The organism is Paenibacillus piscarius, from assembly GCF_022234545.1.
GTDB classification, from domain to species: domain Bacteria; phylum Bacillota; class Bacilli; order Paenibacillales; family Paenibacillaceae; genus Paenibacillus_AQ; species Paenibacillus_AQ piscarius.
Genome location: NZ_JAIEUI010000003.1, coordinates 464,476 through 486,564 on the forward strand (window position 1 = coordinate 464,476; position 22,089 = coordinate 486,564).

19 protein-coding genes are annotated in these 22,089 nt (G+C 58.0%); 15 read left to right on the plus strand and 4 right to left on the minus strand.

From position 1 onward, the window contains the following. Positions 1–44: 44 nt before the first annotated feature. Positions 45–524 (minus strand): GAF domain-containing protein, encoded by a 480-nt coding sequence (locus K1558_RS08105; RefSeq protein WP_238650896.1) that lies wholly within the window; start codon positions 522–524, stop codon positions 45–47. A gap of 231 nt (positions 525–755) precedes the next feature. Between K1558_RS08105 and K1558_RS08110 the strand changes: the two genes are divergently transcribed. The 3 genes from K1558_RS08110 to K1558_RS08120 all read left to right on the plus strand — a co-directional run bounded on the left by K1558_RS08110 (position 756) and on the right by K1558_RS08120 (position 3,330). Then, entirely contained in the window at positions 756–1,055 is a 300-nt protein-coding gene (locus K1558_RS08110) for a hypothetical protein (protein ID WP_238650897.1), read from the plus strand. Positions 1,056–1,151: 96 nt separating this feature from the next. Continuing rightward, a complete protein-coding gene (locus K1558_RS08115; RefSeq protein ID WP_338019674.1) occupies positions 1,152–1,799 on the plus strand; it encodes a GNAT family N-acetyltransferase in 648 nt (215 codons plus the stop codon). A gap of 61 nt (positions 1,800–1,860) precedes the next feature. Then, positions 1,861–3,330 (plus strand): MDR family MFS transporter, encoded by a 1,470-nt coding sequence (locus K1558_RS08120; RefSeq protein WP_274528452.1) that lies wholly within the window; start codon positions 1,861–1,863, stop codon positions 3,328–3,330. Positions 3,331–3,482: 152 nt separating this feature from the next. Here K1558_RS08120 and K1558_RS08125 read toward each other — a convergent pair whose 3' ends face one another. After that, positions 3,483–3,950 (minus strand): MarR family winged helix-turn-helix transcriptional regulator, encoded by a 468-nt coding sequence (locus tag K1558_RS08125; RefSeq protein ID WP_066374506.1) that lies wholly within the window; start codon positions 3,948–3,950, stop codon positions 3,483–3,485. 334 nt (positions 3,951–4,284) lie between these two features. Here K1558_RS08125 and K1558_RS08130 point away from each other — a divergent pair, with 334 nt between their 5' ends. After that, entirely contained in the window at positions 4,285–5,046 is a 762-nt protein-coding gene (locus K1558_RS08130; RefSeq protein WP_238650899.1) for an ABC transporter ATP-binding protein, read from the plus strand. Further along, on the plus strand, positions 5,025–6,299 hold the full coding sequence (locus K1558_RS08135; protein ID WP_238650901.1) for an ABC transporter permease: 1,275 nt from the start codon (positions 5,025–5,027) through the stop codon (positions 6,297–6,299). Before K1558_RS08130 ends, K1558_RS08135 begins: the two co-directional genes overlap by 22 nt. A gap of 70 nt (positions 6,300–6,369) precedes the next feature. On the opposite strand, the gene K1558_RS08140 is transcribed toward K1558_RS08135, so the two are convergent. Continuing rightward, a complete protein-coding gene (locus tag K1558_RS08140) occupies positions 6,370–7,638 on the minus strand; it encodes a BaiN/RdsA family NAD(P)/FAD-dependent oxidoreductase (protein WP_238650903.1) in 1,269 nt (422 codons plus the stop codon). A 160-nt stretch (positions 7,639–7,798) separates the two neighbouring features. Between K1558_RS08140 and K1558_RS33000 the strand changes: the two genes are divergently transcribed. The 3 genes from K1558_RS33000 to nadE all read left to right on the plus strand — a co-directional run bounded on the left by K1558_RS33000 (position 7,799) and on the right by nadE (position 11,221). After that, on the plus strand, positions 7,799–9,520 hold the full coding sequence (locus K1558_RS33000) for a two-component system sensor histidine kinase NtrB (protein ID WP_238650904.1): 1,722 nt from the start codon (positions 7,799–7,801) through the stop codon (positions 9,518–9,520). 185 nt (positions 9,521–9,705) lie between these two features. After that, a complete protein-coding gene (locus K1558_RS08150) occupies positions 9,706–10,140 on the plus strand; it encodes a BrxA/BrxB family bacilliredoxin (RefSeq protein WP_238650905.1) in 435 nt (144 codons plus the stop codon). Between the two features lie 271 nt (positions 10,141–10,411). Further along, on the plus strand, positions 10,412–11,221 hold the full coding sequence (nadE, locus tag K1558_RS08155; protein WP_238650906.1) for an ammonia-dependent NAD(+) synthetase: 810 nt from the start codon (positions 10,412–10,414) through the stop codon (positions 11,219–11,221). A gap of 108 nt (positions 11,222–11,329) precedes the next feature. Here the strand turns inward: nadE and K1558_RS08160 are convergent, their stop codons facing one another. Continuing rightward, entirely contained in the window at positions 11,330–12,154 is an 825-nt protein-coding gene (locus K1558_RS08160; protein ID WP_238650907.1) for an alpha/beta hydrolase family protein, read from the minus strand. A gap of 193 nt (positions 12,155–12,347) precedes the next feature. On the opposite strand from K1558_RS08160, the gene acpS reads away from it, so the two are divergent. The 7 genes from acpS (at position 12,348) to K1558_RS08195 (ending at position 22,080) form a co-directional block, all read left to right on the plus strand. Beyond that, entirely contained in the window at positions 12,348–12,743 is a 396-nt protein-coding gene (acpS, locus tag K1558_RS08165) for a holo-ACP synthase (RefSeq protein ID WP_238650909.1), read from the plus strand. Between the two features lie 35 nt (positions 12,744–12,778). Next, positions 12,779–14,038, plus strand: coding sequence for an A/G-specific adenine glycosylase (mutY, locus tag K1558_RS08170; RefSeq protein ID WP_238650911.1), 1,260 nt, complete (start codon positions 12,779–12,781; stop codon positions 14,036–14,038). 66 nt (positions 14,039–14,104) lie between these two features. Continuing rightward, positions 14,105–15,133, plus strand: a complete 1,029-nt coding sequence (locus K1558_RS08175; protein ID WP_238650913.1) for a LacI family DNA-binding transcriptional regulator — start codon at positions 14,105–14,107, stop codon at positions 15,131–15,133. A gap of 656 nt (positions 15,134–15,789) precedes the next feature. Beyond that, positions 15,790–17,205 carry an extracellular solute-binding protein gene (locus tag K1558_RS08180; RefSeq protein WP_238650915.1) on the plus strand — a complete coding sequence of 472 codons (1,416 nt, stop codon included), beginning with the start codon at positions 15,790–15,792 and terminating at the stop codon, positions 17,203–17,205. 121 nt (positions 17,206–17,326) lie between these two features. Continuing rightward, a complete protein-coding gene (locus K1558_RS08185; protein WP_238650983.1) occupies positions 17,327–20,227 on the plus strand; it encodes an extracellular solute-binding protein in 2,901 nt (966 codons plus the stop codon). A gap of 18 nt (positions 20,228–20,245) precedes the next feature. Next, the gene (locus K1558_RS08190; protein WP_238650917.1) at positions 20,246–21,211 is read left to right on the plus strand and encodes a carbohydrate ABC transporter permease; all 966 of its coding nucleotides are present in this window, start codon (positions 20,246–20,248) and stop codon (positions 21,209–21,211) included. Between the two features lie 5 nt (positions 21,212–21,216). Next, positions 21,217–22,080, plus strand: a complete 864-nt coding sequence (locus tag K1558_RS08195; RefSeq protein WP_238650921.1) for a carbohydrate ABC transporter permease — start codon at positions 21,217–21,219, stop codon at positions 22,078–22,080. Positions 22,081–22,089: the final 9 nt, after the last annotated feature.

Below are 22,089 nucleotides of genomic sequence, written 5' to 3' on the forward strand. Positions count from 1 at the left end.
GAATGATTCCTGCGGTGGGGCGGCTTTGTTCAAAATGACTAATACTAGAGCACTTCGGAGACCATGGCGGCGAACCGTTCCAGGAAGCGCCGTTCCTCGTCGTCGAAGCGGTGCTTCAGCGGACTGTCAATATCCATCACACCGTATAGGGTATCTCCCTTGATCAGCGGCACTACAATTTCGCTATTGGAGGCAGCATCGCAAGCAATATGTCCCGGGAAGGCATGAACATCACCCACGACCAGCGTGCGGCGCTCGGCGGCTGCGGTTCCGCAGACACCGCGGCCCAGCGGAATACGGATGCAGGCCGGGAGTCCCTGGAAGGGACCGAGCACCAGCTCTGTGCCGTCATACAGGTAGAAGCCGGTCCAGTTGGTGTCCGGCAGAGAGAGCTTTAAGAGCGCCGAAGCGTTGGCCAGGTTGGCAATTGCGTTCGGCTCACCTTCCATCAGTGCTCCGAGCTGGCTGAGAACGGCCTCGAACCGTTCACTGCGGGTGCCATCATAAGGCATGGCTTGAAACATGAAGCATCACCTTCCTGTACCTTGAGTCAGTATGAATCCCATAACTGTTAACTATCAAGATAGTACAGGGAAGCGCAATACGTCAAGCATTAACAGAGACGAACCAGGTTTTTACTCTTAGTGGAAGGAATGGTGGGGGAATGGGTTCTGCCTGCACCCCTGTTTCCGGGAACTCCGGGCAGGGTAATGCTTTTATAAATACAGCAGGCTAGTAGCCAGAAGGAGTGGAACATGCGCGCCGATGTACAGAACTTGTTTATGGGAATCCACATGCTTTATTTTGCACACGAGAGGGATCTGACATTGACGGAGATGCTGCCGGAGCTGGAGAACCTGGGCTACCGGGTAGCGGAACGCGAAGTGAAGCAGGAGCTGGAACGGCTGACCCAGGAGAATTTCCTTACGGCCCATGGCGACGCTTACAGCCTTACGGGAACGGGCATTGAAGAGTTCAAAGCGATTCAGGCCAAGCTTGGAGTGTTGTGCACGGAGGTGCTGAAGCCGGCTAAGGCTGCGGGGGCATCGGGTTAAGTCTGTCGGGGCTGCACCGGATGGAACATAACATTTAGCATAAGGAACAGCGTCTGACCGTGTGGCGGCAAGCCATGGGACAGGCGCTGTTTTTGAATGCGGAGGTGTACACCTGCCGGAATCTCCTTCTGGGAATGCCTGCAATTGATGTATACTGGTAGCAGGCTGAAAGGGGACGGGATTATGTATGTATGCGGCGGGGATATACCGGAATTGAACGGTCCGAGAGTGCAGCTTCGCGCCATGGCCCGCTCAGATGCGCAGGCGCTGCTTGAGATCTGGAGCGACCCGCAGGTGGCTTCCTGGCTGAATGCCCCGCCTATGTCGTCTAAGGAAGAGGCAGAAGAGTTAATAGATCTGCTGGCCCGGTGGGCGGCGGAGGAGGATAGCCTGCGCTGGAGTATCCTTGGACCGGAGGGCGAAGTGATCGGCAGCTGCGGGTATAACTACTGGCAGCTGCAGGGTGCTTACCGGGGGGAGATCGGGTTCGAGCTGGCCCCGGCGGCTGCCGGAAGGGGCTATATGCGGGAGGCGCTGGGGCTTGTACTGGAATTCGGCTTCGGCACGATGGGGCTGAACCGGATTGAGGCCTTATGCCATCCGGACAACCTCCGGGCCGGGCGGCTGCTGAAGCGGCTGGGCTTCCGGCAGGAGGGACTGCTGCGGCAGTACCGGCACACGGCCTCCGGCTATCAGGATGTACAGATCTATTCCCTGCTCTGCGGAGAGGCAGCGCAGATTTAAGAACATAGAGAGGATTGGGGTTCATTTGAAGTCACCGGGGGAAACAGAACGGAAGTTAATTTTGACAGGCGTGCTGCTGGCTACTTTTCTGGCGGCGATTGAAGGGACAGTGACCGGGCCGGCGGGTCCGGCAATTGTCGGAGATTTCCAGGGGATGAAGTGGCTGAGCTGGATCTTTACCGCCTATCTGCTGGCGATGGCGGTCACTACACCTATTTTTGGCAAGCTTAGCGATCTGATCGGCCGCAAGCCCGTCTTCATTGGCGGGGCAATAGTGTTTTTGGCGGGCTCCCTGTTATGCGGAGTATCGCAGAGTATGGGGCAGCTTATCCTTTTCCGGGGGATACAGGGGATTGGCGCAGGGGCGCTGATTCCGATGACCTTTACGATTATCGGGGATATCTACAGCCTGAAGGAGCGGGCGAAGACCCAGGGGCTGCTTAGCTCGGTGTGGGGGATTTCTTCCCTGGTGGGGCCGCTGCTCGGCGGGTATGTGGTCGATTATTTAAGCTGGCGCTGGGTATTTGTATTCAATCTGCCCTTTGGCGTCTTATCGATTATCTTCATTTCGCGCTATCTCAAGGAGGAACGGGTGCGCCGTAAGACGAGAATTGATGTGGCCGGAGTGCTGCTGTTCGCTGCAGGCATGGGGGCGCTGCTCTTCGGGCTGACGACAGGGGGGCAGAGTCTGGCCTGGAATTCACCGCTGCTGGTATCGATTCTCGTTGCTGCTGCCTTGCTGCTTGTGCTCTTCCTCTTCGTGGAGCGCCGTGCACCGGAACCGATGCTGCCGCTGGAGCTGTTCTCGATCCGTAACATTGCGGTCTCCACCGGAGCGAATCTGCTGGTCAGCACACTGATTATCGGCTTGTCGACCTATGTTCCGCTGTGGGTGCAGGGCGTATTCGGCCAAAGCGCGGCACTCTCCGGCCTGCTGCTGGCCCCGATGTCGGTGGGCTGGATGCTCGGCTCAATCGCCGGGGGGAGAATGATTCTGCGCGCAGGGACACGCCGGACCGGGATGCTCGGGCTGTTCCTGGTGGCCATAGCTGCGGTGGGCCTGACGCTGCTGGATGCGGGCTCCTCCCAGGGGCTGCTTCTGTTCCTGATGCTGTGCTGCGGGGTCGGCTTCGGCTATGCTTCAACGGTCTTCACCATCATCGCCCAGTCGTCGGTGCAGCACGAGCAGCGCGGGGCCTCGACGGCACTGAATACCTTCATCCGCTCCCTCGGACAGACCGTGGGGGTGGCGATCTTCGGGTCATGGCTGAATTTCAGCATCGACCGGAGGCTGGCGGAGCAGCCGGGAGCGGCTGCGGCCGGAGCGGATATTAATCAGCTGCTTAATCCGCATGGCGGAAGCACCCTGACCGGAGAAGCCTGGAGCAGTCTGCAAGGGGCGCTGGAGGGCGGCCTGCATTCTCTTTTCATCCTGATGGCGGTGTTTGCAGTAATCTCGCTGGTGATCTCGGCGGGACTGCACAAGGGGGTTCCTTCAATTCAAGAGGCCGGCAGAGCGCCGAAGTCCTGAGCAAGGCAGCCTTCTGAGTGTAACTGTACAGTATATTGCACAGTAAAAAACGGCTGCGCCGTCCCGAGGGATTGCGCAGCCGTTCTCTGTGGATATGCTGTTCGACCTACTATTCGTGAATTGATTCACAACTTCGACTGCCCCAATACCGCCTACTTGCGGGGGAGCGGGGAGAGCTTCTCGGCCTGCAGGCCCATCTTCTTCAGGAGGACAATCATCTGTTCCTTCTCTTCATCGCTAAGTCCGCTGAAGGCCAGGTGCAGACGCTCCGAATATTTCGGATACATCTCATTCATCAATCGTTCGCCTTCGGCCGTAAGCTCGGCAAAAATGACCCGGCGGTCGCTGGGGCAAGGCTTGCGCTGCAGATAACCGCGTTCTTCCAGCTTGTCGATGACATACGTGACGTTGCCGCTCTGCAGCAGCAGCTTGGCGCCGATCTGCTGGATCGGCTGCGGACCCTTGTAGTAGAGCACCTCCATGACAGCGAAGGCTGTGGGATTGAAGCCCTCGATCTTGCTGCCGGTCACGGCATGTTCGTTAATGCTCTTGAATGACTTGGCAAACACCCGGTACAAATGCAGGGTCAACTGAGTATCGCGTTCATAGGATTGGATCATGCTTCTTCACCTCTATTGTTAATCGTACGGGCAAATGCCGCACGGTTTGGAATACAAATTCCCGGATATAGCTTTACAATACGTCAAACCGGGCATGAAGAACATGTCATTTGTCACAATAAGCACACTTTTAATTATTAAAAATCAAACAATTCACAAAATGTGCATCCCGGCTGCCGCTGAAGGAGGTTTGAAGCCGGCCGGCGCTTGTCCTTATAATGAGGGATATAGGAGGATGGTGGCGGCAGAGTGAATATTTTAGCAGCACAGGCCCGTCCTTGATGTTATGATCGCATTATGATGAATGCTGGCCTTATAGGAGATGGAGGACAATATGGAAGAGACAGACGAGGACCGGATCAGCCAATACGCTGATGAACGGGAGGATGACGGCGAGGATGTTGTACTGGATGTGGACATTGAAGAAGCGGGATATGAAGCAGGGGATGTACGGATTGCGGACATATCGTTCCAGGTGCGCAGAGGCGAGCTGCTGGGATTAATCGGACCGAACGGAGCCGGCAAAAGCACGACTATCAAGACGCTGCTTGGCCTGCTGAAGCACGCCAAGGCCCGGGTGAAGCTGGGCGGCGGGAACCAGTCCTATGCCTACGTACCGGAGCAGCCGGTCTTCTATGAAGACCTTACCCTGTGGGAGCATCTGGATCTGGCCGCAGCCGCCTATGGCCTCAGCTATGAGACCTTCGAATCCACAGCGGAGACGCTGCTGCTTCAGTTCGGCATGGCCGGTGTGCGCAATGATCTGCCCGCAGGCTTCTCCAAGGGAATGAAGCAGAAGATGATGCTGATGCTGGGCTTCCTGGTCCAGCCGGATGTCTATATCGTGGACGAGCCGTTCATCGGGCTGGACCCCCGGGCCACCAAGGATTTCCTGCGCCTGCTGGAGGCGGAACGGGAGCGCGGGGCCGGTGTCTTGATGTCCACACATGTGCTGGATACAGCAGAGAAAATCTGTGACAGCTTCGTGCTGATCTCCGGAGGCCGGATTGCGGCCGAAGGCACACTGGAGGCGATCCGCGCGGATGCGGGTCTGCCGGAGGGGTCGTTGTTTGATTGCTTCGACGAACTGGCATGACCCGGCAGTCCTATGCCTTCCCTACGGCAGGCAGCCTCTTCCGGCGGAGGCTGTCTTCCCATTTCCGTGAGCAATCCACAATTATCCGTACTGCGGTAGACTGGACCGTCCTGCTCTACATTCTGATTCCGGGCGGCCTGCTCGGCGGGCGCTTCTACTATGGCTTCTGGAACGGCGAGCTTCCGGGCTGGTTCAGCCAGGTGCCGTTTGTAATGATGCTCTCGCTGCTCGCGGTACTGCTCGCCACCGGAGGGATCGTCCTGCTGCTGCAGGAGGGCGATTCCCTGTTCCTGCGGCAGCGGCAGAGCTGGATCAATACGATTATTGCCGGAGGAATGGCCTATAGCCTGGCGGTTACTACACTTAAGGTAGCGGCGGTCTTCGCGCTGCTGCTCCCGTTCCTGCTCCGCGGCTACGGTCTCGCTCCGGGGGCGGTCTGGGGTCAGCTGGCATTGACGCTGACCTGCAGCTGGGCCGTCAAGCTGCTGGGCCATCTCGTCAAGGTGCAGTGGCACGGCTTCCGCCGCCGCTTATGGCTGGTGCCGGCAGTTGCGGTCCCGTGCGGCGTCTATCTGCGTCTGGCGCTCTTGTGGAAGGATAATCCGGGCCTGCTGTTCGCTGCAGCTGCCGGGTACGCCGTCCTGACCGTCCTGGCCTTCAGATTCCGCCTGCGTCTGCGCGGCACCTTCATGAACGATGTGCGCGAGGACTATAAGCAGCGGATGAGGATTGCGGCGCTGCTGCTGCGCGGGGTGCTCGACAAGCCGCGGCCGACGCGGTACAAGCCGTGGATCTTCCGCAAATCCCAGCCGCTGCTGGCCTCCCGGGAGCCCGAGAGCCGGTTCGCAGCCGCAGCGGTGAAGGCGCTGCTGCGCAATCCGGCGCACTTCAAGCTGTATCTGTCATTCACCAGTGTGGCGCTGATTGCCGTTCTGATCTCGCCGGTGGTGCTGAAGTGGCTGTTATTCGCCGTGTTGACCAGCCTTATGGCCTATTGGCTGTCCTCCTTCTGGCTGTTGTTCGCCGGAGATGACTATATCGGCATTCTGCCGTTCAGCAAGGTACAGAAGGCGGATGCCGGGACCAAGGCCATGCCGATTCTGTTAATGCCTTTTGCGGTTCTGTGTGCGGCTGCCGTCTGCATTCCGGCCTATGGCTGGTGGGGCATTCTGCTCTTTCCTGTTGTCGGAGCAGCGGCCGGGCTGTGGATCGGCCGCCTGTTCAGTACAATCCGCTTCGCCAGATACGAATGATAAACAAGCCTTCCTCCTAGGTTCGGGGGAAGGCTGTTTCGTTATCTATGTGGTTGTCCGCTGAGCGGACTTATTCGTGCTTCCCGCCCGCAGCATGTTTACCGGCGGTATATCCTGTAGAGAAGGCGGCGGTAATATTATAGCCCCCGGTATATCCGTGAATATCCAGAATCTCACCGCAGAAGTACAGCCCGGCTGTCAGCTTCGATTCCATCGTCCCCGGGTTCACTTCCTTCAGGCTGACGCCTCCGCCGGTAACGAAGGCTTCGGCAAGGGAACGCGTCCCGTAGACCTGGACCGGCATCCGCTTCAGCAGGGCGGCCAGCGCCTGCAGGCCTGTACGCGGCAGGTGATGGCCGGTAATGTCGCCGTCCAGGCCGCTCTTGGCCAGCAGCAGCGGAATCATCCGCTCCGGCAGCAGGCCCTTCAGCGAGTTGCGGATAGCCTTCTTCGGCTCCAGCTCCAGCTTGCTTACGAGCATAGCTTCGGCTTCCTGCGGATTCAGGTCAGGGAACAGGTCGATGGACAGGTCCACGGTCTCCGTTCCCGACTTCTTCTGTACCTGGCGCAGGAACTGGCTGCAGCGCAGCGCGATCGGGCCGGATAAGCCGAAATGGGTGAAGATCATATCGCCCCGGTGGGAGATCACCTTCTTGCCCTTGGGATTCCAGACGGTAAGGCTCACATCGCGCAGGGACAGGCCCTGCAGCTCCCCCGACTTGATCCATTCCTCCCGGGAGAGAATCGGCACCTCGGTCGGGAACAGCTCAGTAATCGTATGACCGGCTGCGGCCGCCCATGGGTAGCCGTCTCCGGTGGAGCCGGTCTGCGGGACCGATTTGCCGCCGGTGGCGATAATCACAGCTCCGGCCCCGAAGGCTTGGCCCGATTCCAGACGCACCCCGGCCACAGCTCCCTCTTCATACATCACCTCGCGCACCGGGCTGTCCGTCAGAATCTGCACACCCAGGCTCCGTACCCTGCCGATCAGGGCGGAGACCACACTGGAGGCCTTGTCCGAGACGGGGAACATCCTCCCGTTATCCTCCTCCTTCAGCGCGATGCCCAGCCCCTCGAAGAACTCCATAATATCCCGATTGTTGAAATGGTCAAACGAGCTGTATAGAAAACGGCCGTTGCCCGGAATATGGGCGATCAGCTCTGAAGTCTCCTTCATGTTGGTCACATTGCAGCGCCCCCCGCCCGAGATGCCCAGCTTGCGGCCGAGCTTGGCCCCCTTGTCCACCAGCAGGACAGACGCGCCGTGCTCGGCGGCGGCTACACTGGCCATCAGTCCGGATGGACCGCCTCCAATAACAATTACATCGTAACTACTCATTCATCTGCTCCTTTGCTGCATGCGGCACTCTATTAACCGCATCATACCATTCCAGGCAGAGCGAGGCCAGGCCTTAGAGGACAGAAAGGGAATAACGTTGTCAGGAATGCGCGAGTATGCTTTAATCAATAGGAACAGGAGATTTTGTCCAATTTGGGGAGTGATTGCAATTATTTATGCGGTTAAGGATATTTTATTGCAAATATCGGCTGCTTGCACCTTCCTGTTTCTGTTTCAGTGGAGGCTGGACCGGGGCCATCCTGGGAACAGGAACAATACATTCCCCGATGACCAGACGTTTCTGATGATCTGCTGTTCCCTCAGCATCACGCTATGTATGGCCTTATCGTCCACCCTGTTCGGCTTGGTCTATTTGAACTTGGCCATCCTTCCTGCCTACATTGGCATCCTGTACGGCAACTTACGCTCCAGCGCTTATCTGGCGCTGTATTTCTTCCTGTGCACCGGCCTGTTCTCGATGCCCTCGGGCCTGGATCAGCTGCTGCTGAACACAGGGGTGCTGATGTACCCGCTGCTGTTCGGCATGGCCGGCCGCTTCAAGCAGGGTGCGCTGATCGCCAAGATCGGGATCCTGTGGGGCGCGCTGTTCCCGAGTATGCTGTTCATTGTAATCGGGCCGAACCTGCATGGGCGGAGCATTCTGTCCACGCCTCCCGGCGAGGGGATTCTGGCTGCAGGCTATGTCCTGGCGACCCTGGCCCTCGGCGGCTTGTTCATCACCTACATAGATCGAGCCTGGGACAGGCTGCAGATTCAGATCCGGCTGCAGGGAATCTCCGAGAAGTTCCAGTGGGAATCGGAGAAGCTGCAGCAGATTACGAATGTGGTTCCGCTCAATATAATGGAATTCGATGACAACGGCTATGTCACCGGGCTGAATGAATATATGCTTAGCCTGATGCAGCGCCATTGTCCGCAGCTCACCCGGGAGATTATTCTGTCCCGGCCGGCGAGCCAGATCTTCGGCCACAGCATGGATCAGGCCACCCTCAGCAGGATGCAGGAGGTCCTGCGGAACCGGCAGCGCTCCAATACGAGGATCAGGGTGGATTCGCGGAGCTATCATATTTTTACCGCACCGCTTGAGCATGATTCGGGCGTGCCGAGGGGCATCGTCATGATCATACAGGATCTCACAGAAGAGGAGAAGCTGCGCAGTGAGCTGGATAATGTGGAGCGCCTATCGCTGGTCGGTCAGATGGCGGCCGGGATCACGCACGAGATCCGCAACCCGATGGCGGTTGTACGCGGCTTCCTGCAGCTGATGCGCGAGAAGAGCCCGGAGGACCTGCATTCCTATTATCATATTGTTATGGAGGAGCTGGACCGGGCCAACAGTATCATCAATGACTTTCTGTCGCTGGCCCAGACCCGGGAGTCGGACAAGGAGCCGGTCGAGCTGCATCTGGTTATTGAAGAGCTGGTGCCGCTGATCTGGGCCGATGCCAATCTCCGCGGCCAGAGTATAGAGCTGAAGCTCGGCACATCCATGCCGCTGCTCCAGCTCAATGTCAGAGAGATTAAGCAGCTCATACTGAATCTGGCCCGCAACGCCATGGAGGCAATGGATGCCAAGGGTGTGCTGACGCTGGAGACGCGGGAGCTGGAGGATACCGTGCAGCTGATCATCAGGGATACAGGAAGCGGGATTCCCCAGAGCCAGCTTCAGCAGCTGTTCTCCCCGTTCTTCACCACCAAAAACCACGGAACAGGGCTGGGCCTGCCCTTGTGCCTGAGCATTGCCGAGCGGCATAGCGGCACAATCCGGGTCGAGTCGGAGGTTGGAGCGGGGACGGCGATGATCGTCGTGTTCCCGGTAGAGGAGAAGGACAGTGCGTCCAGGAAACCGGTGTATGTATAGCAGATTCCCTTACGGCGGAGGAGGGTGAAGGGCTGCCGGACACCTTGTCCGGACGGGCTGCTTCTCTTGCTTTCACAGAGTATGTATGTATAATAAAGTTAGTAATTAGTGCAGTAACGCGGCAATGTTATCCGGGTTCTGACAACTATCTAACTAATTCCAGCAGTGAAGGAGAGTGCAGAGAAATGTCCATGTCTTTTAACCAATATATGAGGGATTCTATTCAACCCATGCGTGATGATCTGACAAGCATTGGCTTCAAGGAGCTGCTGACTCCGGAGGATGTAGAAGCAGCGCTTCCGGCAGCGAAGGGAACCTCGCTGGTCGTTGTTAACTCCGTATGCGGCTGTGCGGCCGGACAGTGCCGTCCAGGTGTAGCGCAGGCTCTGCAGAACGAGATTCTGCCGGATCATCTGTTCACCGTATTCGCTGGACAGGAGAAGGAAGCTACAGCCAAGGCGCGCGAGTATTTCGCTCCGTATCCGCCATCGTCGCCATCCATTGCCCTGATGAAGGACGGCGAGCTGGTTCACTTCATCGAACGTCACGGGGTGGAAGACCGTTCGGCTGCTGAGATCGCTGCTGAGCTGAAGGATGTCTTCAACCGTCTGTGCCAGTAAGCGCCTCATAAGGCCCATTGGTACGAATCCCGCATCAGCCATTAGCCGGAGGCTTGGCTCATGCGGGATTTTTTGTAGGATAATGTGCTGGTGCTGCAGAGAGCGACAAAGAGCGACAAAGCCGGATGAGGTGCAGAAATGCACCTGAAGTGGGCGAACTGAGCCGGTGAGCGGAAATAAGGTGCCTGACAGACGCAGGCCAAGGAGCCTGCTCTACAAGCTGAGATTACACTCGTAGCAGACTAAGATTATAAGAAACGGGGTGCAGCCTGTGAGTATGCAGGAGGAGATTATTGCAGCACTTGGCGTCAAGCCGGTCATTGATACCGGGGCGGAGATCCGCAAACGCGTGGACTTCCTGAAGTCCTATACGCGGAAGGCCGGGGCAACCGGTCTGCTGATTGCCATCAGCGGAGGCATAGACAGCGCGGTGGCGGCGGGCCTGTGCAAGCAGGCGACGGATGAGCTGAGCGCAGAGGAAGGCAAACCGTACATCACCCTCGGCGTCTTCCAGCCATACGGTGAGCAGGAGGATATCGGGCACAGCTATGCGGTAGCCGAGGCGTTCGGGCTGACGCATAATGTGGAGACCAATATCGAGGAAGCGGTCAACGAGATTGCCCTTGAGGTTGAGCATAGCCTGAAGGCGCTGGGGCAGCACCGCCATATCACCCATCAGGGTAAAGGAAATGTCAAAGCGAGAACACGGATGGTTATGCAGTATGCACTGGCTTTTGAGAACAATCTGCTCGTGGTCGGAACCGATCATGCCTCTGAAGCGATCACCGGATTCTATACGAAATGGGGCGATGGTGCGGTCGATCTTACCCCGCTGTCTTCCCTGAACAAACGCCAGGTAAGGCAATTGGCGGCAGCGCTGGGCGTACCGGCGGAGGTGGTCACCAAGGCGCCGACAGCCGGTCTCTGGCCGGGCCAGACGGATGAGACAGAACTGGGGATTACGTATGAGGAGAACAGCGATTATCTGGAGGGGAAGACGGTCAGCCCTGAAGCGGCGGAGAAGCTGGAACGCTTCTATCTTAGAACCGCGCATAAGCGCGACAAGATTCCGGGGATTTGAGCAAGATTAGCAGGATTAGAGAGTAAGGTTAGGCCCAGCCGCCGGAGCGCTGCGCTTCATGCAGCCCTTCCGGCGGTTTGTTTGCCTTGCTGGACAGGCTCCGTACAGTTAGGCCTGCCCTGCCAGTACGCTGTCAATGAACTCCCTTGATTCGGCAATAGCCATGTCGAGCGGCGGGGTGGGTCCGGCAAAAGGATGCACCGTGCCGAAGGTATGATTGCCGCCCGGAATGCGGACCCACTCCATGTCCGGCCGCAACCGGTTCAGGGTCTCTGAGCCGCGCCGCAGATGCTCGCCGTCCTCGCTCCCCTGAATCAGCACCGCCGGGAAGCGGGCCTGCTTCATCCGCTCTAAGAGATTGTACCGCTCTGCCTGCTGCTCCAGGTCTTCAATAATGACGGCATCCAGCGGCATTTGCTGTCCGGTCCGTCCATTGAGCACATGCGTCCGGCCCTGCTCTCTCATCTCGCGCTTCTGCTCCTCGGTGAACAGGTCAAGATTGGTAATTCCGTTCCAGGACAGGACGCCGGCGATTTCCCCGGGATGGTCCAGGGCATAGAGCAGGCAGACGCCACCGCCGCGGCTGTGTCCGAGCAGGAAGACCGGCAGGCTGCCGAACCGGTGATGCTGGCTCAGATAGGAGAGCAGAATCTCCATATCCCTGATCTCCCGCTGGTAGGTGTTGCGGGCGAACTTCTCCAGCTCCGTGAAGTGCTGAAGGTCTTCACCGATGCCCGCATGGGAGAAGTTGAAGCTAATCACTTCATGCTCATTGCTGAGTGCCCCGGCAACATACGGGAACATCCCCCAATCCTTGAAGCCCTTGTAACCGTGTGCGATTACAATCAGGCTCCGGGCCTTGCCCTGGGCCGAAAAGTGTGAGCAGCGCAGGACCGCATCCTCTCCTGCGGGTAATTCGAAATTACGGGGCATAAGACATACTTCCCTTCTTTGGTATTCCGGTATCCGCAGCGGTGCACTGCGGATAGACTTTTGATGGATTATCTTATAGGATAGCAGAATGCTGCTGCTCCGACTAGGAAGATCATATCATTAGACGCACGGTAAGGATAGAAGGTAATATAAGATAGATTGATGAATGTATTCTGGTGTGAGGTGAGGGCATGTGATCTACGGAATCGGCCATGATGTGCTGGAAATCGGGAGAGTTGAAGAGATTGCTGAAGGCAGCCTGGGCCGCCGGTTCGCGCAGCGGATACTCACCGGGCGGGAGCTTGTGCTGGCCGAAGGCAAGGGACTGAGGCGCGCGGAATTCACCGCCGGGCGCTTCTCGGCCAAGGAAGCGGTGGTCAAGGCGCTCGGCTGCGGCATCGGGCAGACCGTCGGCTTCCGCGACATCGAGATTCTGCCGGATGCGCTGGGCAAGCCGGTTGCCGCATTGTCGGCAGAAGCCTGGTCCCGGCTGGGACTGGCGGAACAGAAGCATGTCATTCATCTCACCATTACCCACAGCCGCGGCCTGGCCTCGGCGTTCGCAGTGGTGGAGAGAACGCAGGAATAGCGTCATAAGAAATCGAGACGGCAAGGAGAATAACGATGACAATGGACAAGTATAGCGACACACAGCAGGAAGCCAAGTTATTCTTCAGCCGCTTCCTGCTGGCATGGTATCACCTTCAGAAGCGGGACTTGCCCTGGCGCCGCCACCGCAATCCCTATTACATCTGGATCTCGGAGATTATGCTCCAACAGACCCGCGTGGATACGGTCATTCCGTATTTCAACCGGTTCATTGAACGGTTTCCGACGGTCGAAGCGCTCGCAGACGCGCCGGAGGAAGAGGTGCTGAAATGCTGGGAGGGGCTGGGCTACTACTCGCGCGCCCGGAACCTGCAGGCTGCGGCGAAGCAGGTGAAGGAGCAGTACGGCGGCCAGGTCCCGGATGACCGCGACGCGGTATTTGGCCTGAAGGGGGTCGGACCGTATACAGCAGGCGCGATCCTGAGCATCGCGTTCAACCAGCCGGAGCCGGCGGTGGACGGCAATGTCATGCGGGTGTTGTCCCGCTACTTCCTGATTGAGGATGACATTGCCAAGGGGCCGACCCGGGTGAAGATGGAGAAGCTCGCGGCGGAGCTGATTCCCGAGGGGGAAGCCGGGAGCTTCAACCAGGCGCTGATGGAGCTGGGCGCGCTGATCTGCACGCCGAAATCACCGCGCTGCCTGCCATGCCCGGTGATGGAGCATTGCGCTGCGCGCCTGGCGGGCTGCGAGGCTTCGCTGCCCGTCAAGACCAAGGCGAAGCCGCCGCGCCCGGAGGAGCGGCTGGCCGCCCTGGTGGAGGGCCGCGGCGAGCACGCGGGCCGGGTGCTCATCCGGCAGCGGCCGGCCAGCGGGCTGCTGGCCCGCATGTGGGAGCTGCCGCATTGGCCGGCGCCGCCTGAAGCAGGCGGCGGCGCGGGCAGCGCGCTGCTGCCGGAAGCGGCAGCGCTGGACCGGCTGCGCCGGTCCATGAGCCAGGCCGGGATTCACGCCCGGCCTGAAGAGCACTGGATGGCTGCGGAGCATACATTCAGCCATATTGTGTGGACCCTGCAGGTGTACCGCTGCAGGGAGGAGGCGGCGCTGCCGCTGGCAGCGGAGGGGCGCGCCGGCTACCAGGCGGCGTCCGGCCCGCAAGCGCCAGAGCCGCAGGAGCCCGCGCTGTTCGACAGCGGGGATGCCGCCCGGGATGCGGCAGACCGCGGCGCCCTGCGCTGGATCAGCCGGGAGGACATGGGGAGCTACGCCTTCCCCAACGTGTTCCTGAAGCTGCTGAACAGCTACTTCGATGAACGGGAGCAGGCCGGGGGTTAACTCCGGCTGCCGCTCCCGGGATTTTTGCAAGCACCCAAGCGTTGCGTCAGACCAAGGAGGTACAGGATGAAGACGATTACCATATATGATATCGCCAAAGAGGCCCAGGTGTCCGTAGCCACAGTCTCCCGTGTCCTCAATAACACCGCTCCGGTCAAGGAGAGCACCAGAGAGATTATTATGGCTGTGATTGAGAAGCACCAGTTCCAGCCCAATGCCCTGGCCCGCAGCCTGCTGAAGAAGGAGACCGGCACCATTGCCATGATTCTGCCCGACATCACGAACCCCTTCTTCCCGGAGGTATTCTGGGGGGCCGAGAATGTAGCCAGAGAGAAGCGTTACACGTTCTTTCTGTGCGATACGGCAGGGGAGCACAGCCGTGAGTCGGAGTACCTCAGTATTCTCCGCGAGAAAAGAGTGGACGGAATTATTTTTCTGGGCGGCCGGATCAACCTGACCCAGTGTCCGCCGGAGCTGAGCCAGGAGGTCGTAGAGCTGGCGAAGCATGTGCCGATCGTGCTGGTGAACGGGAATCTGCCCCGGAGCGGACTGCACCGTATCTACACAGATGAAGAAGAGGGGGCCGCTCTGGCGACCCAGCATCTGCTTGACTTGGGACACCGCCGGATTGCCTTCCTTGGAGGGATGGAGGAGACCTCCACCACCCAGATGAAGCTGAAGGCGGTGCGGATGAAGCTGAAGGAGCATGGGCTTACGCTGCGCAAGGACTGGACCCTGTTCCATGACTTCTCGATCGAAGGCGGCCGGACGCTGATGGACCGGATGCTGGAGCAAGGGGAGCGGCCGACGGCTGTGCTGTGCGTGAATGATTTTACGGCAATCGGTGCCTTAAAGTCTGCTGTTGAGCATGGGCTGCGCATCCCGGAGGATCTGTCCATTGTCGGCTTCGACAATTCCCCCCTGTCCAGAGCGGTCATTCCCGAGCTGACCACCGTATCGCAGAACACCAACCGGCTGGGAGAGCTGTCGGTAGAGATGCTGCATGAGCTGATCAGCGGCGGGAATCCCCGGAAGCGGACGGTGCTTCAGCCGCAACTGGTCGTGCGGGCCAGCACAGGACGCCCGAAGGCATGATTTGCGGAAGAGCCATCCGCCCTCAGGCAGCTTTCAGACGCAAGGAGAGGGCTGCGGGCACCGCAGATGTGCCGGAAGGTTTCCGGGGAATTCGCCGGAAGGGAATGAGTTGTGCGTACATTTGTGAATAAGAGCTCTTGGAAAGAAGATTCGTAGAGTAGCTTTAAAGCTGAATGTATGTGAAAAACAGCATACATTGTGTTCGCGCCAAGGTAATCTTATTCAACCTTTAGGGTGATTTTGTTCAAATATAAGAATTTATATGTTGCACACGATAACTTGTCCTTCTATTTCTCGCTGAAACGATACCGTCCTTAAAAAGGACGGCATAGCGGTTTCCACGTGTAGATAATGTTTTGGGATGTTTTAGGAAATTCACCCAAAGAATCATTGACCGGGGGATAACCAGAAGCTATAATGAAATGGATTTCATGAAACCCATTTCATTATTTTTGGCGATTTAGGTAAGCGGTTACTCCATTGCTGTGTATGGGGTGGATGGACAAACGTTATTTGTCTTAAGTTTGAATCTTTATGGTTATTTGAGAGTTTATATGCTGGCATCCGCCACTATATAAATACGCGATGAGGGGGGCTGTCCACAATTCTCAGGCAAGTAGGGCAATATCACAGAACATAGGGGAGCGTGTTGAATAGTGAAACAGTTGAAGAAGAGAAGCTCGGCCTGGCTTATGATGTTGACGGCTGTTATTACATTGGTATCCGGCTGCAGCGGCGGGGGCAATGCAGCACCACCGTCCGCAGCGCCTGCGGCGGAGGCCACCGAGGCACCGGCTGAAGCGACGCCTGCACCAACCGAAGCGCCTCCGGCAACGCCGGCGGCCAATCTGAACGGACGGGAGATCCGCATCTCCCACTGGTGGGATGCTACCCCGGTAGGGGATTCAGAGGCGGATGAGCTGGCCCGCGAGCGGATTAAGGCGGTCGAGGAGAAGTACAACGTCAAGATCAAATACCTGAATACTGAATACTGGTCAACGGCTGAGAAGCTGTCGTCATCGGTGATGGCGAGCGATCCTTTTGCCGAGATTGTGCGGCTGCCGGACGGCTTCATCTGGGGGCTGATGCACGGCGGCTTCCTCACCCCGCTGGATGATTACCTGAAGGATTCGCAGATCGACCAGAGCGTGATTGACTCCATGCGCTTCGGCGGCGATAAGGTGTACGGTCTGGAGAGCTGGTACAACCCGAACGACAGCGGTGTGTTCTATAACAAGCGGATTTTCAAGGAGGCAGGCCTGAAGGACCCGCAGCAGCTGATGGACGAGGATAACTGGAACTGGAATACGATGCTTGATGCCGCAAAGAAGCTGACCGTTGACAAGAACGGTGACGGCAAAATGGACCAGTACGGCCTGGCTGGCGCCCATTACGTCTTATCCGAGCTGCTGATCGCCAGCAACGGCGCCAAAATCTACGATGAAGCGGCCCAGAAAGCCATCTTTGATTCACCGGCATCTATGGAAGCGCTTAACTATCTGTATAAGCTGTATACCGAGGATAAAGTTCTAAAGCCCAACGAAGGGAATGACTGGGAGGACCCGGCCAAGTACTTCGCGGAAGGAACGGGTGCCATGTATCCGGGCGGCCTCTGGGAGATTGAAGGGCGTATTCAAGGCAAGATGAAGGATGAGTGGGGCTATGTCTATATTCCCAAAGGCCCGCAGGCTGACAAGTACTATGATCCGCTGAGCCAGACGGCAGCCTATGCCATCCCCAAAGGGGTCAAGGATGCCGATACCATCGTGAAGATCTGGGAGGAGCTGCAGCCGTTCGACAGCTGGCAGGAGAACCGCCGGCTGTGGCTGGAGAATATTCTGCCGGATGAAACGAGCATCGCGAATGCCATGAATGATGACGGAAAGAGTGAGCGCGTATACGGCGGCCGTTACGGCGGGCTTGGCGTCAAGGATCAGCTCGACAAGGTAACGGAGAAATTCCTCAAAGGCGAGGTCACTCCATCTACAGGCGTTGCCCAGGTGATTGGAACAGCGCAGGCGGCAGCCAAAAAGGTGCTGAGCGGCGAGCAGGACAAGGAGAAGAAAGAATAGCCTGGCCGCTTGCCATTACAGGCACACTGCCCGCCCTATACATAGCGGAGCGGCGGGCAGCCTGTTCCTATGGATCACTCTTATCAATGTAAGTCTGCTAGAGGGGGGAACACGAGTGAGAATGTCATTATCCCGTCGGAGGCTTCACCGGACACTTGTACTGATCATGCTGGTCTCCATGCTGGCGCTGCCTGCAGCAAGTGCAGAGCCGCCTGCTGCCGGGACGGAGGCGCCGGGTGCGCCAGGCAGCGGACGGGCGGCGCAGCAGCTCACTGAGGGCAGCTATGACAGTTACCTGCAGCAATATCAGGGCGAGGCGCAGCCCCGCGAAGAAATCATCATTAAGGGGGCCGATTACTCAGGCTCCGAAGGCATGACCCCGGAGCTGCTGACCGGGCTTGGCGGCGAGACAGGCAGATATGTGAAGACAGAGGAGAGCGGCTCGGTGGAGTGGCAGCTCGATGTGCCGCAGTCCGGGCTGTACCATATCACCGTGCGTTATTTTCCGGTCCAGGGCAAGAGCTCGAATATCGAACGCGAGCTGCGGATTGACGGCGAACTGCCCTTCAATAGTGCCCGCAATCTCAGCTTCGGACGGATCTGGGTGAATGAGAGCAATGAAATCCGCAGGGATAACCGGGGCAATGATCTCAGGCCGCGCCAGGTGGAGTCGCCGGCCTGGCAGGAGACGCTGCTGAGAGATACAGAAGGGTACTATGAGGAGCCGTATCAATTCTACTTCTCAGCCGGGCGGCACACCTTGACGATGGTCTCCGGCAGGGAGCCGATGGTCATTGACTATATCAAGCTGCACAGCTATGATCCGCCCGCTGCCTACGCGGAGGTCAAGCAGAGCTATGAAGCGCAAGGGTACAAAGCCACCAGCGGCCATTCAGTCAAGATTCAGGGAGAAGACGCCGCCTATAAATCCTCTCCGACCCTGTATCCGGTTACGGACCGTTCCAGTCCTTCGACGGAGCCCTATGATGTCTCCAAAATCCGCATGAACACCATCGGCGGGAACAACTGGCGGGTGCCGGGCCAATGGATCGCCTGGGAGGTAGAGGTGCCGGAGGATGGTCTCTATCATCTTACGGTCAAGGGCAGGCAGGAGCTGCTTAGAGGCATCTATTCCACACGCTCCCTGCGCATCGACGGGGAGATTCCTTTCCGGGAAATGCTGCAGATCCCGTTCTATTATGACTCAGACTGGCAGATGAACAGGCTGGGGACCGGGGAAGAGCCTTATTTATTCTATCTGAGCCAAGGCAAACATGAATTGCAGCTGGAGGTCAGCCTCGGAGCGATTGCTCCGCTGCTGCGCCAGGTGGAGGCCAGTGTGCTTGACATCAATGCCATGTACCGGAAGATTCTGATGATTACAGGCAATGTGCCTGATCCGTACCGCGATTACAAGCTGGATGAGCAGATCCCGGATATGGTCTCCGTATTCCGTGAGCAGAGCAAGCTTCTGTACAGCGTATCGGAGGAGCTGGTCCGGCTGACCGGAGAGAAGAGTGATAAGACCGCGACGTTGAATAAAACTGCCTATCAGCTGGCGGACATGGCCGACAAGCCGGAGACGGTGCAGAAACGGCTGTCCCAGTTCAAAATCAATGTGGGCAGCGTCGGCTCCTGGATTCTGGAGGTGCGGGAGCAGCCGCTGGAGATTGATTATCTGCTGCTGACCTCGCCGGATGTGAAGCTGCCGAAGGCGGGCTCCTCCGTATTCCGGAAGATCGGGCATGAGGTGTCGTCCTTCACCCACTCATTCTTCGAAGACTACAACACGATCGGCAACACCTCGGAGAACGGAGAGACCATTGATGTATGGATCGGAACCGGCCGTGACCAGGCGCAGGTGCTGAAGGCAATGATCGATGATACATTTACCCCGCAGACCGGGATCGGCGTCAATCTGAAGCTGGTGAATCCGAATGTGCTGCTGCGTGCCTCGCTGGCCGGGGAAGGCCCGGATGTGGCGATGCAGGTCGGCAATGACATGCCGGTGAACTTCGGGATGCGCCAGGCGGCGGAGGACCTGTCGGGATACCCCGGCTATGAGGAAGTAGTGAAGCAGTTCAGGGACAGCGCGCTCGTGCCATACCGGTACGGGAACCAGGTCTTCGCCCTGCCGGAGCAGCAGATCTTCAACATGCTGTTTTACCGCAAGGATATTCTGCAGGAGCTGAATCTGCAGCCGCCGCAGACCTGGGACGATGTGTACGCGATGATCCCGGTGCTGCAGAAGCACCGGATGGATATGGCGCTGCCGCTGGCCCAGACGACCGGCGTGCCGGTGCTGGAGGTTAACCGCGCCTATGCTATGCTGCTCTATCAGATGGGCGGGTCCTTTTATCTGCAGGACGGGGCGAAGAGCGGGCTCGATACGGAGACGGGACTGGCCGCCTTCAAGAACTGGACCAACTTCTATACCAGCTACAAGCTGCCGCTGATCTTCGACTTCCCGATGCGCTTCCGCACCGGCGAGATGCCGGTCGGAATTCAGGATTATACCTTCTATAACTATCTGACGGTGTCCGCGCCGGAGATTAAGGGATTGTGGGAGTTCATCCCCGTTCCGGGCACGAAGCAGCCGGACGGCAGTATCCGCAGAGATGTTGCCAGCGGCGGCACGGCCGCGCTGATGCTGAAGCAGGCCAAGAATAAGAAGGCAGCCTGGGAATTCATGAAGTGGTGGGTCGACAAGGATTCGCAGGTCCGCTTCGGGCGGGAGATGGAGGGCCTGATGGGCGCGGCTGCGCGGTATCCGACCGCCAACGTTGAAGCGCTACGGGAGCTGCCGTGGCCGACCCGCGACTACAAGAGTCTGGAGGAGCAATGGCAGTGGGTGCAGGGTGTGCCAGAGGTGCCGGGCGGCTACTTCACCGGGCGTCATCTCGACAATGCCTTGCGCGAGGTGATCAACAACGGCACGAATACCGCCGATGCCCTGTACGACTATGTGCAGGAGATCGATTATGAGATCGCTCAGAAGCGAGCCGAGTTCCATTTGGAATGACGGCAGGGAGGGACTTGTATGCAGAAAGTGAACAATACGGCCGACCCCTTGATCCAGCCCCGGCTGAGCCCTTCCAGGCTGCGTAATTACTGGGAACTGTTCGGCAAGGACGTGCGGCGGGATAAACATCTGTACGTGCTGCTGGCTCCTTATATGGTGCTGTTTATGTTATTTACTGTGCTTCCGGTCATTATCTCGATTTTCTTCAGCTTCACACACTTCAACATGCTGGAGATGCCGCGCTGGATTGGCTGGGAGAACTATTCCAAGCTGCTCTGGAACGATGATGTATTCCTGATCGGGGTGAAGAATACGCTCATCTTCTCCGTCGTGACCGGGCCGGTCAGCTATATCGCCTGCTTCCTGTTTGCGTGGCTGATCAATGAGCTGAATCCGAAGCTGCGGGCGTTTATGACCCTGATCTTTTTCGCGCCGTCGATCTCGGGGAATGTATTCTTCATCTGGCAGATTATTTTCTCCAGTGACTCCTACGGGATTATTAACGGTCTGCTGATGCAGCTGGGCGTGATCTATGAACCGGTTCAATGGCTGCAGGACCCCAAATATATGCTGGGGATTATCATGCTGGTGCAGCTCTGGCTGAGCCTGGGAACCAGCTTCCTGGCCTTCATTGCCGGGCTGCAGACCGTTGACAAGACGCTGTATGAAGCAGGGGCGGTGGACGGTGTCAAAAACCGCTGGCAGGAGCTGTGGTACATTACCCTGCCTTCGATGCGGCCGCAGCTGATGTTCGGCGCAGTGATCCAGATTACCGCTTCGCTGGCGGTTGCTGATGTGGCGATGGCGCTGGCGGGCTTCCCGAGCGTGCAATACGGGGCGCATACGATCGTCACCCACCTGGTGGATTACGGGACGATCCGGTTCGAGATGGGCTATGCCTCGGCGATTGCCACCGTGCTGTTCGTGCTGATGCTGGGCAGCAATCTGATTGTCCAAAAGCTGCTGAAGAGGGTGGGTGAATAAACGGGATGAAGCTTGCTATACCTCTGAACAAAAAAATAAACCGCTCCTGGCAGGTGGATGCGCTGCTGTTCCTGGCCCTGGCCGGATTCGGGTCGTTCATGGCGATTCCGTTAATTTATGTGATTAACAATGCGTTTAAGCCGCTGGATGAGCTGTTTATTTTCCCGCCTACGCTGTTTGTCAGGAATGCCACGCTGGAGAACTTCGCCAATCTGTTTCAGGTCATGAAGAATTCCTGGGTGCCGTTCTCCAGATATATTTTCAACACCGTATTCATCACAGCGGCGGGGACGGCCGGGCATATCCTGCTGGCCTCAGCGGCGGCTTATCCACTGGCGAAGCATAAGTTCCGCGGTTCCAAGGTGCTGTTCACCGTCGTGGTGCTGTCGCTGATGTTCTCGCCGCATGTTACGGCGATACCCAATTATATGATTATGTCCGCGCTGGGCTGGATGGACACCTACCAGGCGGTTATTGTTCCGGCCTTCGCCTATCCGCTGGGCCTGTACCTGATGAAGCAGTTCATGGAGCAGATCCCGGATGCGCTGCTGGAGGCGGCCAAGATTGACGGGGCCAGTGAATACCGCATCTTCTGGCAGGTGGTGATGCCGCTGGTGAAGCCGGCCTGGCTGACCCTGTTAATTCTGATGATGCAGATGCTGTGGGGGACAGACGGCGGCAGCTTCATCTACAGCGAGCAGCTCAAGACGCTGCATTATGCCATGGGACAGATTATCCAGGGCGGAATTGCGCGCGCAGGTGTCGGGGCGGCGGTAGCGGTGATTATGATGTCCGTGCCGATTGTGACGTTTATCCTGTCACAGAGCAATGTGATTCAGACGATGGCTTCGTCCGGCATGAAGGACTAGAGCGATGGA

Coding starts and splice junctions, on each gene's coding strand:
- K1558_RS08185 (WP_238650983.1), top strand. CDS start 17,327: ATGTCATTATCCCGTCGGAGGCTTCACCGGACACTTGTACTGATCATG.
- K1558_RS08190 (WP_238650917.1), top strand. CDS start 20,246: ATGCAGAAAGTGAACAATACGGCCGACCCCTTGATCCAGCCCCGGCTG.
- K1558_RS08175 (WP_238650913.1), top strand. CDS start 14,105: ATGAAGACGATTACCATATATGATATCGCCAAAGAGGCCCAGGTGTCC.
- K1558_RS08140 (WP_238650903.1), bottom strand. CDS start 7,638: ATGAGTAGTTACGATGTAATTGTTATTGGAGGCGGTCCATCCGGACTG.
- K1558_RS08150 (WP_238650905.1), top strand. CDS start 9,706: ATGTCCATGTCTTTTAACCAATATATGAGGGATTCTATTCAACCCATG.
- K1558_RS08160 (WP_238650907.1), bottom strand. CDS start 12,154: ATGCCCCGTAATTTCGAATTACCCGCAGGAGAGGATGCGGTCCTGCGC.
- mutY (WP_238650911.1), top strand. CDS start 12,779: ATGACAATGGACAAGTATAGCGACACACAGCAGGAAGCCAAGTTATTC.
- K1558_RS08105 (WP_238650896.1), bottom strand. CDS start 524: ATGTTTCAAGCCATGCCTTATGATGGCACCCGCAGTGAACGGTTCGAG.
- K1558_RS08115 (WP_338019674.1), top strand. CDS start 1,152: ATGCGGAGGTGTACACCTGCCGGAATCTCCTTCTGGGAATGCCTGCAA.
- K1558_RS08195 (WP_238650921.1), top strand. CDS start 21,217: ATGAAGCTTGCTATACCTCTGAACAAAAAAATAAACCGCTCCTGGCAG.
- K1558_RS08110 (WP_238650897.1), top strand. CDS start 756: ATGCGCGCCGATGTACAGAACTTGTTTATGGGAATCCACATGCTTTAT.
- K1558_RS08125 (WP_066374506.1), bottom strand. CDS start 3,950: ATGATCCAATCCTATGAACGCGATACTCAGTTGACCCTGCATTTGTAC.
- K1558_RS08130 (WP_238650899.1), top strand. CDS start 4,285: ATGGAAGAGACAGACGAGGACCGGATCAGCCAATACGCTGATGAACGG.